Genomic DNA, 17,015 nt, shown 5'->3' on the forward strand with positions numbered 1-17,015 from the left:
CCACTCTTCAAAACTTCTTTTATAGTTTTCGCTTACATCTCTTTATCGTAAATATCACATACAAGAAACCCACAAAAAATTAATAATGAGAAAAATAAAAATTGTAATTATAATTTTTATTTTTCTCATTAATAGTTAGACAATTTTTTATTAAAAACCTGAACTCGGGATAAGTTTCTTTTTATTACTCTAATTTATTTATCCTAAAACCCATTTAGCCTCAATCGTCTTAGATTGAGGCTACTCCTTTTTATCAAAAACAAACTGTTTTTTTAGAACAAAGAAAGTTGACCGTTGTGTTGTTCTATGCAGAAATCTAAATTGACTTCAGGTTTCTTTTCAAAGAAGCTATATGCAGCCATTGCTGATAATACATTCATAGCAAAATTAAGTACACTTCTATGTCTAGAGTGGACCAATTGTGCTACATTTTTCAGTTCGTCATTGATAGTTTCAATTACAGATCTTTTTCTTAAAAGCAGTCTATCATATATTGGGATTAACTTGTTTTTCATATTACTTCTTATACCTGTTACCAAGTTAATGCCATCATTGAATAATTTTTCAAATAGTCCCTTAGAGATGTATCCTTTATCGGCAAATAATTTTCCAAAAACATTATCAGTCAGCCTATTAAAGACATTCTCATCTCTATCATCTACATTGGCTTTGGTAAGCATAAAGTTGAGAATTTCCCCTCGTTCATTGCATATAAGGTGCAGTTTAAATCCAAAATACCAACCCATTGTGCTTTTGCCTCTGGTAGCATAATCCTTAAAAACCTTATTGCGGTAAATACGTTTATTATGGCAGACTGGGATACAGGTAGAGTCAATAAAGCTAATACCAGTACATCTGCCAAAACAACATATTTGCAAGAACATCATCATTTCTACCGAAACTCTAGCTTCAAGCTCCAAAAAACGATTATAGGATAACAGATGAGGAAACATATCTGCAAGATGCTCCTTGATAAAGAACATATAATAATGTTGAAAGTTACGATAAGAATTAAAATGAAAACAGATCATTATGGTTATGATTTCTGACTTGCTCATACGCCATTTACGAAGGCGATGCTTACACTTGGTATCATTAGGAAGCCCTATTTTATCAATTTCTGACTCAAATTCTTTGCAAAAGTCATCTGCAATACAAAAGATTTCGGTAATTTTGTCTTTGGTAATCATCGCTATATTAATTGTAAGTTATTGATTTTCAACTATAAAGTTACAAAAATATAACGAGATTACCAACTTTTTTGAGTATTATTCTTATCCCGAGTTCAGGTTAAAACCAAATTGTTTGTTATAACCAACAATAAGAAGTAAGACTATAAAAAATATAATGACTTTATAGCAAAGAATTCAAATAAAATAAAAACTTCCTTCTATACCCATTTAATAAAAAACATTCTCCATAGCCTTTTAGACAGCTTATAAATTGTCTTTATTAAACTTTTTTTTATATTAAATGTTACTCTAAATAAGGTATTTTTTGTATCTTTGCAATGAGATATCCTTAGAGATTATGAAATCCCGAAAAGCGTAGAAACAGCTTGTAAGGCTATCGAGAAAGAATAAGCAGATTCAAAAACAAAATGGCAGATAACTTAGGAAACGAGAGCAATTACTCCGCCAGTAATATTCAGGTTCTTGAAGGACTTGAGGCAGTACGTAAGCGTCCTGCAATGTATATTGGCGATATTAGCGAAAAAGGACTTCATCATCTCATAAACGAGACAGTAGATAATTCTATTGATGAGGCAATGGCAGGCTATTGTAGCCATATAGAAGTAACAATAAACGAAGATAATTCTGTAACTGTTGAAGATGATGGACGTGGAATTCCTGTAGACGAACACGAAAAACTACACAAAAGCGCCCTCGAAGTTGTTATGACAGTGCTACACGCAGGAGGAAAATTCGATAAAGGTTCCTATAAAGTTAGTGGAGGTTTACACGGTGTAGGCGTAAGTTGTGTAAATGCACTATCTTCGCACATGAAATCGCAAGTGTTCCGAAATGGAAAAATCTATCAACAAGAATACGAACAAGGAAAACCTCTATATCCAGTAAAAGTAGTTGGCGAGACAGATAAAACAGGAACACGGCAACAATTCTGGCCCGATGGAAGCATTTTTACAACAACTGTATTTCAATGGGAAATTGTTGCACGACGTATGCGAGAACTCGCATTCCTAAATGCAGGTATAAAAATTACATTAACCGACTTGCGTCCAAATAGCGAAGGCAAAACACGCCAAGAAGTTTTCCACGCTAAAGAAGGATTAAAAGAATTTGTTAGATACGTAGACCGGCATCGCACCCATCTTTTCGATGATGTTATATACCTGAAAACAGAAAAACAAGGCATACCCATCGAGGTTGCTATAATGTATAACACCGACTACAACGAAAACATACACTCGTATGTAAATAATATTAATACAATTGAAGGAGGAACACACCTTACTGGTTTTCGTACAGCATTAACACGCACATTAAAAGCGTATGCAGATAACGACCCACAAATAGCAAAACAAATAGAAAAAGCAAAAATAGAAATAACGGGCGAAGACTTCCGCGAAGGTTTAACAGCAGTAATTTCTATTAAAGTAGCCGAACCACAATTTGAAGGACAAACCAAAACAAAGTTAGGAAATAGCGAAGTTTCTGGTGCAGTTCAGCAAGCTGTAGGAGAAGCTCTCTCTTACTATTTAGAAGAAAATCCGGTTGAAGCAAAACTTATTTGCGATAAAGTTATTCTTGCTGCCACAGCCAGAATTGCAGCTCGAAAAGCACGCGAAAGTGTTCAACGTAAAAATGTAATGACTGGAGGTGGCTTGCCTGGAAAACTTGCCGATTGTTCTAACAAAGACCCAAAAGATTGTGAAATTTTCCTTGTTGAGGGCGATTCTGCTGGTGGTTCTGCAAAACAAGGACGCGACAGATATACACAAGCTATTCTGCCTTTGCGTGGAAAAATACTAAATGTAGAGAAAGTTCAACGCCATAGAGTGTTTGAAGCTGAATCGGTAATGAATATAATTCAGTCTATAGGTGTTAGATTTGGCGTAGAAGGAGAGTCTGATTTTGAAGCTAATACAGATAAATTGCGTTACGATAAGATTATTATAATGACCGATGCTGATGTTGATGGCTCGCATATTGACACTCTTATTATGACTCTTTTCTATCGTTATATGCCGCGTGTTATAGAAGAAGGGCATTTATATATTGCAACACCGCCACTATACAAATGTACTTATAAAAAAGTAAGCGAATATTGCTACACTGAACAGCAACGACTTCAATTCCTAAATAAATATGCTGGAGGAGACGAAGAAAATAAAGCTGTACATACACAACGATACAAAGGTTTAGGAGAAATGAACCCAGAACAATTATGGGAAACTACTATGGATCCTAAAACACGCTTGCTAAAACAAGTAACAATTGAAAATGCTTCAACGGCAGATGAAATGTTTTCTATGTTAATGGGAGACGATGTAGAGCCACGCCGCGAATTTATTGAACAGAATGCAACCTACGCAAATATAGATGCATAGGGCTCTGACTATTATATTTTTTAAATGCTTAATCTACGAACTCTCGCTATCTTTTGCTTTTGCAGAACAAGTGATGGCTCGAATAAAATTTACGCTATATGAGAGAAATTAATATTGATTTCATTAAAGCTAAAAATCCCTATGGTTTTAGCATAGATAGCGATTTATTGCTGTACGATCAAACTACGGGACTGCCCTTGCTTCGAGAAACTTCTAAAATGAAGTGTCTATTATTAGCTATTTGTACTGAAGGCGAAGTAGAATATACGGTAGATACTGTTGTACACAAGGTTTCTAAAAACGATATTCTTATTGTTAGCGAAGGACAAGTAATGGGCGACTATAAAATTGCACCAGAAACAAAGGGCGTTTGTTTGCTTCTTTCGTACGACTTCTTCCAAGAAGTGGTAAGCAATATACGAGAACTTACAACGCTTTTTCTTTTTGCAAGACGACACCCTGTATTCCATACTGAGCCGCACATGGCAAAAGAATTACTGGATTACATACAAGCCGTAAAGCTTAAAATATTAGACCTCGACCACGAATTCCGTCGCGAATTGGTGGCTACTATGTTAAAAGTACTCATATACGATATGTGCAATGTTATTTATAGGGTACAACAAGTAGAAAAAACTGGAAAATCGAGGGGCGAAACTATATTTGCCGACTTTATTAGACTGGTGGAAAAGCAATATCGTTCTGAACGCCGTGTTAGTTGGTATGCAGAGCAACTTTATATTTCGCCTAAATATCTATCAGAAACTATAAAGCACGTAAGCAAACGCACACCAAGCGAATGGATTGACTATTACGTAATGATGGAAATACGTGTATTGCTTAAAAATAGCAAGATGAGTATTAAACAAATTGCAGAAGAATTGCACTTCCCTAACCAAAGTTTCTTAGGAAAGTATTTTAAAGACCGATACGGCAAAAGTCCATCGCAATTCAGAAAAAGTTAAGAAATTAGTGTTCTGCAATAAATATAGAAACAGTTGGACACAGAAAACAAACAGAACTCAGAGAATAATAGCTTTGTTTGTATTTACAAAATTCTTCTGTTTTATTGCAAACTAACAACTATACTTGCTTCGAATGTAAAACGTTTTTTCTGTTCGAAGCTACAAATGAACGAAAACCATACCCTATCTTAATAAAAAGTTTTCATTATCCCCTACCACCAGCGTAGGGGATATTTTGTTTTACACACAATTGCGCTAATAACTTATGCGTATTCTATAAGCTGTTGAAACGCACAAAAAACTTTTCGCATAACAAGAGTTACACAAACACGAAAACACAGGTGCACAATAATTTTTCTCATTGTATTTTTCTGTTTCTATTATGAAAGCACATTGCGTTTATAAGCATAAAATAGTTTTATTTACACGTAAATAAAGTTTTACTTACACGTAAGTATAGTTTTACTTACACGTAAATAAAGTTTTACTTACGTGTAAATAATTGCTTCTTAATATATGAAAGATTGTTTGTTTCTATGTAAACTAATGTTTGTTTACACGTAAAAGCAACGGCGTAAATACTAACCTGGGACGCATATCTAATTATTACACTCTGTGCATAAAGCAGACGAAATTCAGATTAGCCTACAACATCATTCATATATTACTATTAAACCCTAATGTGGTAATGGCTAATTCGTATTTGTTAGAAAATAGAACAAGAAAAAAGGTCGTACCATAAAAAACTTTATGATACGACCTTGATATTTGTAGATAATTCTACGAAAGAATTATTTTACTTTACAGTTACTTTAGCAACTTTGTTTCCAACACGTACTACGTATGTGCCAGCAGCAAGAGATATATGTTCGTCGTTGCTAATTTGTTTATTCTGATAAGCAAGCTTACCATCGATGGTATAAACTGCAAGTGTGTTGTTCTTTGCACCCACTACAGTAATTCCACCATTTACAAGTTGCACTTGAATATCGTTATTAGCAGAAACACCATTTACACCAGTTGTCTCAAAGTTCACATAATTTGTAATTTGATATAAATTCGGCAAGCGAGGATTACGCATTAAGCAAACAAGATGATTAGTTGTCTTTGTAAGCTTAAATGTTGTTACACCATTTGCAATGGTATATTCGTCGTCTTTATCCAATTCTTCGCCTTGTGGTTCGCCATCAATAACGTTAATACGGTCTATAAACCAACGGAATTCTGTAGGTGCTCCATCGATAGTTGCTTCAGAACTCAAGTCTACACTAGAACCATTCAATGCAACATCAAGAGGTTCTTGCAAGTTATAAGAATACTTTTGGAATTTTGCAACTCCATCTTTATCTACAGCAATTGGCATTGTAGAGAATCTCAATCTATTCTTAACAAGATTCAAAACACCCAACTTAGTATTCTTAGAAATATCAACCTGTGTTAGCAAGTTATCGTTCAACCAAAGTTGTTCCAAAGCAGGAGCCTTATCGAGAGAAACGCTTTCAAGAGCATTTTTACTCAATTCGAGGTTCCACAAATCGGGGTTATCAATCTTAATAGTCTTCAGCTTATTACCTGAAACAAATGCAAGACCAAGTTTCTTACCTTTCGATAAATCGAAATCTTTAATCTTATTGTTGGTTAAAGACAAGAAATAGAGGTTTGGATAATCAGACAAATCAAATTCTGTAAGTTCATTTCCACTCAAATTCAACTGAGTTAAAGCAGTAGAAGCAGGTATTTTTACAGACTGCATTTCAGCATCAGCAATTGTAATAGAGCGAGTATCTTTTAATCCAGAGAAATCAGATTCGCCAATCTTAACCTTTGAAATACTGAATACCGATAATTTATCGTCGGCATTAGCAACAAGTACACGTACTTTCTTATTAGCTTTAGATTTAGCTCTAAACAGCTTGTAAGTTGTGTCTAAGGTGTATTGAGTAACATTTCCGTCGCCATTCCATTCAAAGTAAACAGAAGTTCCCTTAACAGGACTTGCTAACGACAAATCAACACTATCAGTTGCATTTATAGTTGTGAAAGAAGCCAATTCATATTTAGGCATATCAATTGGTTGTACAAGCGTAGTTTTAAATACATTTGCGCCCGTAAATGCTGGATAAGCAGCGTGAGTCATTTCACAATAAATCTTACCAACAGTTAAGTTCTTAAATTTAGAAGCACCATCTTTAATAGTATAGTCTGTACCTTCAACAAGTTTCTGTCCATTTTCTTTCTTCCATACATATTGAGTTGTAGCGCCATTCTTTGTAATGAACTGCTCAGAAAGGTCGATACCTGGAGAAGATGTAGAAATTTCGAGAACATGTTGTGGAGCATAAATAAAGTGTGTAGCATCTAAACCGAAATCGGCAGGCATATTTGCCAATGTAAAGTTGTTACCACTTATGTTTAAATAAGCCAAAGGAGCAACAGGTGGTATTTTAACTTCGTTAAGTTCGTTGTTCGAAGCATCTAAGCTTTCTAAAAGTTCGCTATGATTCAATAACAAACGTGTGAAAGCATTGTTAGAAATGTTGAGCGAACGAAGATTGTCTGCATCAGAAACATCTAATGCTTTCATCTTATTATGACTAATATCGAATTTGCGAATAGCATAGAAATCATCAAATTCATAGCTTTCCAACTGGTTGTTGCTTAAATTAATATCGGTAAGCAAACTCTTATAGAAGTAAGAAGACGGACCTTTTAAGGTAAGTTTTGTAAGCAAGTTGCCAGAAAGGTCTAGTTTTCTTAATTTATTGTTGTAACCAAGATCGATATTTCTTAAACCAGCATTCTTCAAAGCAAGAACTCGCAACTGATTTAATGCAGTAAGGTCGATATTATCAATTGGCAAGTTGTCGGTTTCTAAAGCAGTAATATAATTATCTTGTGGCACATAAATAATAATATTACCAGAACCCTTACGCTGTGCATCTATATTAGGAGTTGTTGGTTCTTCAGCTTTAATTGCAAAAGGAACTAAATTGCCATCTCCTAAATCTATTTTCACAGAAACAGGCTTAGCATCGGTTGCACCTAAAATACCAACAGACATTTTTATTGGAGCGCCTGCAGAGCCAAGACTAGAAAATTCTACAGCCTTTGTGTCTTTACCAAAGTTTTCAACAGTTCTAACAGTGAAGTTTTCGGTACGAATAGGATAATCTTTCAATACAGAATTTGTATACTGAATGAAAACTTGATCTTCAAGAGCCTTCAGCAACGTAACTTTTCCATTTTCATATTTATAATATGTATTGTCCAATTCAACAGGTTTAGTTGGATCGTCCTTTGGAACTCTATAAAGAATACCATTAGTTGTTGTACCTTGACGCAAAACACGATTGCTAAGATCGATAACATCGCCTACTTTATAAGAATCGTTCAATTCCATTTCGCGCTGTGCATGGTAATATTCAAACCAGTTTCCTGGCCAAGGCAAGGTAGCAAAGTCCATATAATTATTACGAACACTAACACTATAAAGGTCGGTATTCTTAGTAACATCAAGAGAACGCAACAAGTTATCGTCGCAAGAGAAAGTAAAGAGTTTAGGGTTCTTACTTAAATCTAGAGTTTTAAACTTGTTACCACCACAGAAGAAATAGTAAAGCTCTGGACAATGGGTTACATCTATAGTTTCGAACTTAATATCGGTGTTCACAGTTCCAGAAGTGTGAGAGATATAAAGTTCTCTTATCTTTGGATTATGACTAAGATCGAGCGAACTAATGCGCGAATCGCTAACGTTCAACACTTGTAAATCTGGATTTTTAGAAAGATCTACCGAAGAAACATTCGTCATATCAAGACTCAAACGTTGCAATAATGGGCAAGCTGTAGGGTCTACGCTTGTTAAAGTAAGAGAATGATAAGCATCGAACGAACGAAGTACAGGGAAATTGCGAAGAGTAAAGTTTGGCGAGATATGACCACATTGTGGAATTTCTAAAACCAAAAGATTAGGTAAAGAGCCAATCATTAAAGGAGTAGCTTTCGCAAATGGATTATCTTGTAAATATATAACCTGCAACCCCTTTAAATCGTCGATATTGAGCGAAGTTAATACATTATGTTCAAGATTAAGAACACGAAGTCCTAACTTATTGCTGAACTTAATTTCGTCAATTTCATTACCAGAAGCATTAAAATAGTAGAGTTTTGTTGGGTCGCCATAAATTTTCACCCAACCATCTTTAGAAACTTGTCCTATATAAAGAGAACCTTTTATAGATTGATTTTCGCCAATTTGAGCAACATCTACATCGAATTCTTCCTCACCGTTACCACAATCGATATTAACAACTTGTTTTTCGTTTGCAGCTCCAAGAACAAATGATACACTTGGCGTTACGCCTGTACCTTTAGCTTTTTCATATACATTTGTATGAAAACTGATGATTGGTTCCTCACTTTGCGCATGTGCACCGAGAGAATTCAAAATCATCGTCATCAGTATTAATAATACCGACGAGAGAAAATTTCTTTTTTTCTTCATATTTTTAATAGATAATAATTCGTTGTGCAGAACTTCCGTTTACTTGAATAAGATATACACCTTTTTCCCATGCAGAAGCATCTATATTTGTTTCATTTCCTTGTGCAATATTTGTATGCACTAATTGTCCAGAGAGTGTATAAGCACGTACATTTAGCTGTTTTGCATTTGAAAGGAACACTGTAAACGAACGTGTACCAGTCATTGTTAATATTGGTGTTTCTTTTTCGTTTGCTTTTATTCCTTGAATACCATTTGCAGCCTTTTCTTTCAATACTTGTTTTAAACCAGCGTATGCATCAAACTTTCCTGCTCCCCATTGTACTGGGTCGCCAGTGTTCTTAACAAAATCGTCTTTTACAGCTGTTTCTTTTATTATACGCACTACATCTTTATAAGTTAAAGAAGGATTTGCCTCTAACCATAATGCAATTGCGCCAGCAACTACTGGTGTTGCCATTGACGTTCCAAGAGATTGATGCCAATAATAAGTCTTCTTATCTTTTTTTAGTTCTGCTTGCAACGCAGCTGGTGTATAACCCATGTCAGGATTTGTTACACAATATGTGTTTACAGAAGAAATAACAGATGCACCAGGGGCACAAATGTCTGGAAGATTTCTACCATCGGCTAATGTTCCATAAGAAGAGAAGCGAGATACTTCACCAGCTGGAAAATCGTTTCCTTGTCCTTTCTTATTATAGCCATAAACATATCCATCTAATGATGGCCAATGGTTTCGTACATTATAACTACCAACACTTATTACATTAGCAGCACAAGCCATATCGCTTATTGAACCATTGCGAGAACCTTTTACCCAACCTGGTTGATCATAATCGTCGAAGTAAACTAACTGTGCATCGCCATAAACATCTACACGTTGTCCAGGCTTTTTACTCTTTATTATAAGACCTAATTTATAATTACCATCTTTATTGGTAGTTTGATTGTCGCTTGTTAAAAATTCAGCAAGCACATAATAACGTCCAGTTTCTGGATCTTTAATAGATGCAGCACTTACATATCCATTAAAAGCTTTTGCAAATGTTTGGTTTACAACTGCACCGGTAATGGCATAATCGCCACCAGAAGAGTAAATTATTGGTTGTCCATTTGTATTATGATCTACAGGAATACGAGCAGCTACTTTATTGTTACGTGTACCGTTGGTAACTACTATTTGCAATTCAAATTCATCAGCATTATTGCTATAAGCACAAATTTGTCCGTTACGAAGATTGTAATAAGACTTGTTTGATGCTTTATATTCGCCTTCCATTGTTGGACGAATAAATGTTTGAACTGTTTCGTCGGCATTATTAAACTTTGCAGTTAATGCTACTGGATGGTCGGCTTCATTTCCTGCTGCAACACAAATAATTGCTTCTTTACCACAAAGAGCAAGGAAACGATTCATTACACTTGTTGAATCGTGTGCACCAATATTGCTTCCTAATGAGAGATTTATTACACAAGGTTTTGCTTTCGGACCTGAAAGTTTTGCATAGTTAATAATATCGTCTACACCAAAAGCTATATATTGATCGCGTAAATCGCCACACGAAGCTACTATTTCCGATTCGGTTGCACCGCCATAATATGGATTTGCTTCGGTTACTTTATAAGAAATATCTTGATCGTCGGTTTTTGCTACCGTAATATTTCCTTTATAACCACCTGCCATTATACCGGTTGTATGTGTTCCGTGGAAATTTGTATAACTATCGGTTGCAAAATCTTCTATAGCATACGTATCATCACGTTGTTTCATTGTGTCGAGCACTGCACGAGGATAATAATTTTGGTAAAGATATCCTTGTTGAGTGGTGGTGGTTGCTGTAATCTTACTTAAATAACCAAAACGTGTTGTACCATCTGGCTTTAAAAAGTTTATATGATTAGGGTCTATACCACCATCAACAATACCTGTTACTACGCCTTTTCCTGTATATGCTTGTGGCAAATCTACGCCTTTATGTATTTTATCTATGCCTGTTACCTGGCGAACAATGTCCATTTTCTGATAAACTGGGCGCGATAATTCCATACGATGCACACATCTCATATCTGAAATACGCTCTACATCGGCTGTAGAAACCATTACTATTGCAATATTACCACGCACTCTTAGCACTTTTACGCCTTGTGCTTCCAGTTCGCTAAGGGCATTATTGCCAGTAAATTCTATCATTGCCATTACATTTGGCTGAATTACTTTCGGACGTTCGAAAGAACGTGTACGACTATTGTAAGTCGGTATTGATGTATTGCGCATTTGCAATAACATCATACGACTTTGTAAGTCGAGTTTAGATTGACCAAATGCAGAACAAGCCAAACCTAAACATAGAATAGTGAATGTAAATTTTCTCATTACTTGTTTATTATAGTTTTCTTTCCATTAATAATATACACTCCTGGAGACAATGTTGCACCTTTTACACGTGTACCGTCAATACGATAAACCACTGTGTTTTTATTTATTGATTGCAATTCTATTTCGTCAATTCCATTAGGACCACTAAGCCTAATTTCTAAACGATCGCCATTTTTTAATTTTACTTCGTAACTGGTTCCGCCTCCGTAAGCTGGTTCTACTTTTTCGCCATTTAGTTCTACTAACATTTTACTAAGGTCGTTACCGTATGCTCCGAACATAAATACATTATCGTCGGCAGAAAACATCAATGTGTTTTCGCCACTTTGCATAGGAACTGTTGAATGGTCGGAACGATAAAAATTAAAACCATAATTAGCAAGACTTATATCGTCTATATATACAATTGCTTTTTGGTCGCGTACAATGGCAGATGTCGTAATTTCTATCTTCATTCCTTCTGCAAGATTTATTTCGTAAATGCCATCGCTACCAGCGGTCTTCACATTTCCATCTACTTTAAGGCTCTCTATTTTGCAACCACTATTGGGCTTTATCTGAATCATACTGCTAACTTCGTTCAGTTCAATAGTGTTTTCGCCATCTTTTATGGCTATCACCTTATTATTATAGCTACTGCCGTGATAAACTGTAATATTTTCTGCCTTATCAACATTCAGTGTTGCCTTTATTGTTGCATATTTGCGTGCTTTAATATCGAAGGTTGTTGCATTTTTCACAAGATATTCAAACGTTCCGTAAACACTTGTTTCCACATTGTTCACTTTAAACGACTCTAAAGCGTAGTTCGTTTTATCGAAAGTAAGTGCTAACTTTGTTCCTGCCTTAACCGTGAAATTTGCATCGTTATAGTTGGTTACTTCTTCGCCATTCACTGTTACTTTGGCAAGAATACCTTTCACATCGTTGCTTGAGAAATTAAATTTCACACCACAATCTACATCAGGATAGTTTGCTACAATTGATATTACACTATTTTCTTTCGGTGTTACAAAAAACTGATTGCCTGAACTTTCTACTTCTGTACCATCGAGTGTTACTTTATAAAGTGGAGCATCGCCATAGTTTGCATTGCCTATTATTAAGGTTTTCTCCACATTAGGAATATACTTCACTGTGTTATCGCCATTTTGTAGGCTCACAACTGTGTGCGATTCATAACGTTCTAATTTAACTTTTGTAGCATCGTCTACTTTTACTGTGCACGATGCTGTGCGTGCATCGGCTAAAACTCCCGATTTTACCGTAAATTTTAGGTTTTTATCTGCATCTGTTAAATAAATGTTACATGAAGTTAGATTGGAAATAGATTGTGCTACTGCCTCTCCATCTTTGTTAGTTTTATAAACTCGTGTTAAATACGAACCATCTTTGGCTTCTATTTGAACTGAACCATATTGTGGCACGGTTAATTCGTTCACACCATTTTTTATATTTTCAATGGGCGAATAATTAACTTTTACTCTAATTCTACTGGCATCATCTACATCTAACTTAATAGGTGTATCAGCCAGCACATTCATTGACATTAGTGTCATTAACACTAAGACAAAAGAATAGTAGACTTTCTTCATACGTTGTTAAATTATAGTTATTATTATATCTAGTTTACTTTTTTTTCTTCAGTCTAATTGATAGTTCTAAATGTTCGCACAAATAAAAACCACCTACATATAAAGAAATGCTTCGCTAAACACTTCTTTAGGTTCGTTTGCAAAGATAGCTATAATTTTTAAAAACAAGACTTTATTCTTGCTTTTTTTAGATTTATTTCTTTAAAAACCTTTTGAGAGAGAACTATTTAACTCTAAACGCCATTATACACTCGGAATATTTTGAGCTGATTGATTAACTTTATTACAAAAACATACGAACTACGACTAGGCTAAAAGGCTATTAAAATATCAATAAGAATACAAAAGACAACTGGAAATTAAACTATTAACAAAGTAAATGCTTTAATTTCAACAACACCGTTCAGTGTTTATATCTAATTAAATAATTTACTAAAGCTATACTTTATTATAGAAAAACTTTCTATGTCTTTCTTTTCTATATAATTTGTTGTGGCTTTCCACTTGAATTGTTGTACAGTCGGCAATATTCAAAAAGAGTTGTCCAAAACCATTGGTTATATGTGCCTAATTTTATATGGAAAATTATTTTTTTGTAATATAAAAACAACGATTTTATAATATAAAAAAAATAATTTCTTATTATAAATTCCACCTTCCATATAATTATCTGACAACTAACAATTTGCAAACTCCATTTTTAGCTATTTTCTCTATACAAATAGATGCTACAAATGGTGAGCTACTAAAAGAATAAGCACAGTTAAATAAAGTTTTAGAATGGGAGTCTAAATATACTTTAGTAATAAAGTAAGTATAAAAACACGACGGTTAATAGTTGATATTTATTAAAAACAAAGAAAAGAGATAACTTTTTGGAATAATATTTATAAATTTGTACGTAGAGAATATTAGGAAAAAGCATATTATTACGATCTGCCCAAATAATTGGACCAACAATGAAATGAAAGGGGAGTTTGTAATTCTTGCCTTTACGGATAAACAATAAGATAAAATTATTTTATCTATCCGTAAGAAAATAACTTCTTCACAAATAATAATAAAAACTAAGAACAATATACCTATGCTTATCAAACCACAACAACTATTATTGCTTCTGCTCTTTATATGCATAGGGGCAAAAGCACAAGAACGAACCATTTTGCTGCAGGGATATGTGAGAGATGCATTTACAAACGGAGGCATAAAAAATGTGTCTGTGATTTTGATGGATGAAGACAGTACCATTATAGATAAACAAACCGTGAAATACATTGATGAGGATAAAACTTATATGGAATCTTATTACAGTTTCAATATTCCTGCCTCTCCTAAAAAGTATATTGTTAAAGCGGAACAATCTGGATACGAATCGGCTTTTTCTAATTATAATGTGAAGTATATTGCAAGAAACCAGTCGTTCCAAGTTCCAACAATATATATGAAACGAAAATCGAAACTACAACAGGTGAACGAATTAGACGAAGTTGTGGTAAAAGCTACTAAAGTAAAGATAGTTTTTAAAGGCGACACAGTTGTTTATAATGCAGACGCTTTTAATTTGCCCAATGGTTCTATGCTCGACGAACTTATCAGGCAAATGCCTTCGGTAACACTTAATTCGGCAGGAGAGATATTTAAAGATGGAAAGAAGGTTGATAATCTTTTGCTGCAAGGAGAAAAATTTATGAAGGGAGAGAAGAACCAAAAGATATTGTTGAGAAATCTCCCGGCTTACACGGTAAAGAATATAAAATTTTATAACCGAACGAATGAGAAGAACCAATATTTAGGTTACAACAACGAGAAGAAAGAGTTTGTAATGGACGTGCAATTAAAAAAAGAATATGCTACAGGCTATATTGTAAATGCCGAGGCTGGTCTTGCTACACACAAACGTTACAATACAAAACTATTCGGACTAAGATATACTCCACTTTCGCGCTTGTCGTTTTTTAGTAGTGCCAATAATATTAACCAAGATTTGCGTCCGGGTTCTGATGGAGAATGGGACGCTTATAAAGCAGGAGACGGAGTTTTAAGTTTCAAGATTGCAGGTTTAGACTGGTTTCTAAAAAATACAGATAAGTCGGTGTCCAACGAATTTTATGTAAAAACACTTTGGCGCGATGGTAATTACGATGCTAAAACTATTACCACGACTTTCTTGCCTACACATAACAATTATACTGCGTCTACTCTGCATACAAATGGGAAAGAAACTTCGATTACAGCGCAAAACGATTTTATTGTCTCTAAATCGTTCTATCTATATGCATCTACATTCCTTGAATATTGGAAAACATCGGGTACACTGAATTCGAAATTGGCAACTTTCCAAGCTAATCCTTTCAACAGCGTTAAGAATACAGAAGATTTGCTGAATGACGTCTTTAATAAAAACGATTCCACTATAAGGAAACAGCTTGTAAATAGCAATAAACAAGACAGCGACAACCGATTTTATCGTTATGGAATATGGCAGACACTTGAGGTTTCGAAAAAACTTCCATGGGGAGACAATATTAGTTTAGAAGCAGAAGCATCGTACGTAAAGGAACGCAAAAAGAATTTTAATGGTTACCAGCTTCAGTTTATGCAAACAAATACAAATGAAACGGAACACCAATATATGAATGAGCCTTCGCACCACTATAATATTGCAGCCAAGTTGGCATATAACATTCATCTGCTAAATAATTGGAACTTTAATGCAAGTTACGGTTATCAGCAAAATTATCAATACGACAGTTTTAACAGGTACCGGTTAGATAAGCTTTCGGGGTGGACAAATAGCAGACATCGGCTCACGGATTTACCTTCTACAAGAGATTCACTATTGTTGGCTATGGACTTAAACAACAGCTACCAAACATGGAATAGATTTCACGTGCATAGTGGAACAATGCGGATTTTCTATGATAAAGAAGGTAGAAAAGGTACTACGCGGATAGATTTTTTATTACCATTGGCTTATAAGTATAATTGTATGAATTATCTGCGTAGTGATATTGACACATTGGTTTCTCGGCGCGACTGGCTTTTTACGCCTACAATTTCGTATAGTTTCAGAGGTGCAAATGGAAAAAATTGGCAACTGGCATACAACATGGAAGTTACAACGCCCGATTTGAAACAAACAATAAGAGTAACCGATACATCGAAGCCGTTGTCGGTTTATATGGGGAATGGTGATTTGCAGAATACTACGACGCACAGTTTCTCGGCAAGTTATGGCAACATTATACAGAAACTAAAAGGACAGTATTATTTAAGTGCCAACTTTAAATTGTTTCATCAGGCTGTGGGCAATGCAATGTCGTATAACACAACAACAGGAATTTACACTTATCAGCCACGCAATATAAATGGTAATTGGATTGCTGAATTTAATAATGGCTTTTCAGTCTGCTTAGACAAGAGAAGGATATGGACTTTAGAAAACAATATGAGTTTAAAACTCAACAACAATGTAGACTTCGTTACCCTAAACTCCATTCAGAGTTACGGCATAAGCAAAGTGCGTAACTTCTATTTTACCGATGGTATAAAACTCACTGTACAGAAAAATAGTTTGCGCATAGCTTTCATAGGAAATATAGATATTCATAACTCGAAAAGTTTGAACAGCTATTTTAAGACGTTCAGTGTTTGCGACTTTTACTACGGTTTGGCTGGCAACTATACGCTTCCTTACGATATACAGTTTGCCACCGACCTGAAAATGTATGGCAGGAGAAGATACAGCGACCAATCTTCCAACAACAACTGTCTTGTCTGGAATGCATCGCTCGTAAAAACATTTATGCACGATAGGCTAAACATCAGCATTACAGGCTACGACATTCTACAGAATATCTCGAACCACACATACATTGTGAATGGACAAGGAAGAGAAGAAACGTTTTACAACAACATTCCAAGCTATGTTATGCTGACTATTGGATACAGAATATCGAAAAAACCTTGAAACTTAGCAAATATACATTGTTGAGAAAGA

7 protein-coding genes are annotated in these 17,015 nt (G+C 34.9%); 3 read left to right on the forward strand and 4 right to left on the reverse strand.

Annotation, left to right across the window (positions count from 1 at the left end; all coding sequences use genetic code 11):
* Nucleotides 1-272 precede the first annotated feature (272 nt).
* Nucleotides 273-1,190 (reverse strand): IS982 family transposase, encoded by a 918-nt coding sequence (locus DX009_RS08830; protein ID WP_115082805.1) that lies wholly within the window; start codon nt 1,188-1,190, stop codon nt 273-275.
* Nucleotides 1,191-1,600: 410 nt separating this feature from the next.
* Here DX009_RS08830 and gyrB point away from each other — a divergent pair, with 410 nt between their 5' ends.
* Both gyrB and DX009_RS08840 read left to right on the forward strand, forming a co-directional pair.
* On the forward strand, nt 1,601-3,571 hold the full coding sequence (gene gyrB / locus DX009_RS08835) for a DNA topoisomerase (ATP-hydrolyzing) subunit B (RefSeq protein WP_006044175.1): 1,971 nt from the start codon (nt 1,601-1,603) through the stop codon (nt 3,569-3,571).
* Nucleotides 3,572-3,669: 98 nt separating this feature from the next.
* Nucleotides 3,670-4,536, forward strand: coding sequence for a helix-turn-helix domain-containing protein (locus tag DX009_RS08840; protein ID WP_006044174.1), 867 nt, complete (start codon nt 3,670-3,672; stop codon nt 4,534-4,536).
* 796 nt (nt 4,537-5,332) lie between these two features.
* Here DX009_RS08840 and DX009_RS08845 read toward each other — a convergent pair.
* From DX009_RS08845 to DX009_RS08855, 3 genes are read right to left on the reverse strand one after another with little or no spacing between them, the layout of a single operon-like run.
* On the reverse strand, nt 5,333-9,040 hold the full coding sequence (locus DX009_RS08845) for a hypothetical protein (RefSeq protein ID WP_115083726.1): 3,708 nt from the start codon (nt 9,038-9,040) through the stop codon (nt 5,333-5,335).
* A gap of 4 nt (nt 9,041-9,044) precedes the next feature.
* The gene (locus DX009_RS08850) at nt 9,045-11,417 is read right to left on the reverse strand and encodes a S8 family serine peptidase (protein WP_115083727.1); all 2,373 of its coding nucleotides are present in this window, start codon (nt 11,415-11,417) and stop codon (nt 9,045-9,047) included.
* A complete protein-coding gene (locus DX009_RS08855; protein WP_115083728.1) occupies nt 11,417-13,015 on the reverse strand; it encodes a hypothetical protein in 1,599 nt (532 codons plus the stop codon). Before DX009_RS08855 ends, DX009_RS08850 begins: the two co-directional genes overlap by 1 nt.
* A gap of 1,084 nt (nt 13,016-14,099) precedes the next feature.
* Between DX009_RS08855 and DX009_RS08860 the strand changes: the two genes are divergently transcribed.
* Entirely contained in the window at nt 14,100-16,985 is a 2,886-nt protein-coding gene (locus DX009_RS08860; RefSeq protein ID WP_115083729.1) for an outer membrane beta-barrel protein, read from the forward strand.
* Nucleotides 16,986-17,015 lie beyond the last annotated feature (30 nt).

Origin of the sequence: Prevotella pallens, from assembly GCF_900454935.1 — a bacterium.
In the GTDB taxonomy this organism is placed as follows: domain Bacteria; phylum Bacteroidota; class Bacteroidia; order Bacteroidales; family Bacteroidaceae; genus Prevotella; species Prevotella pallens.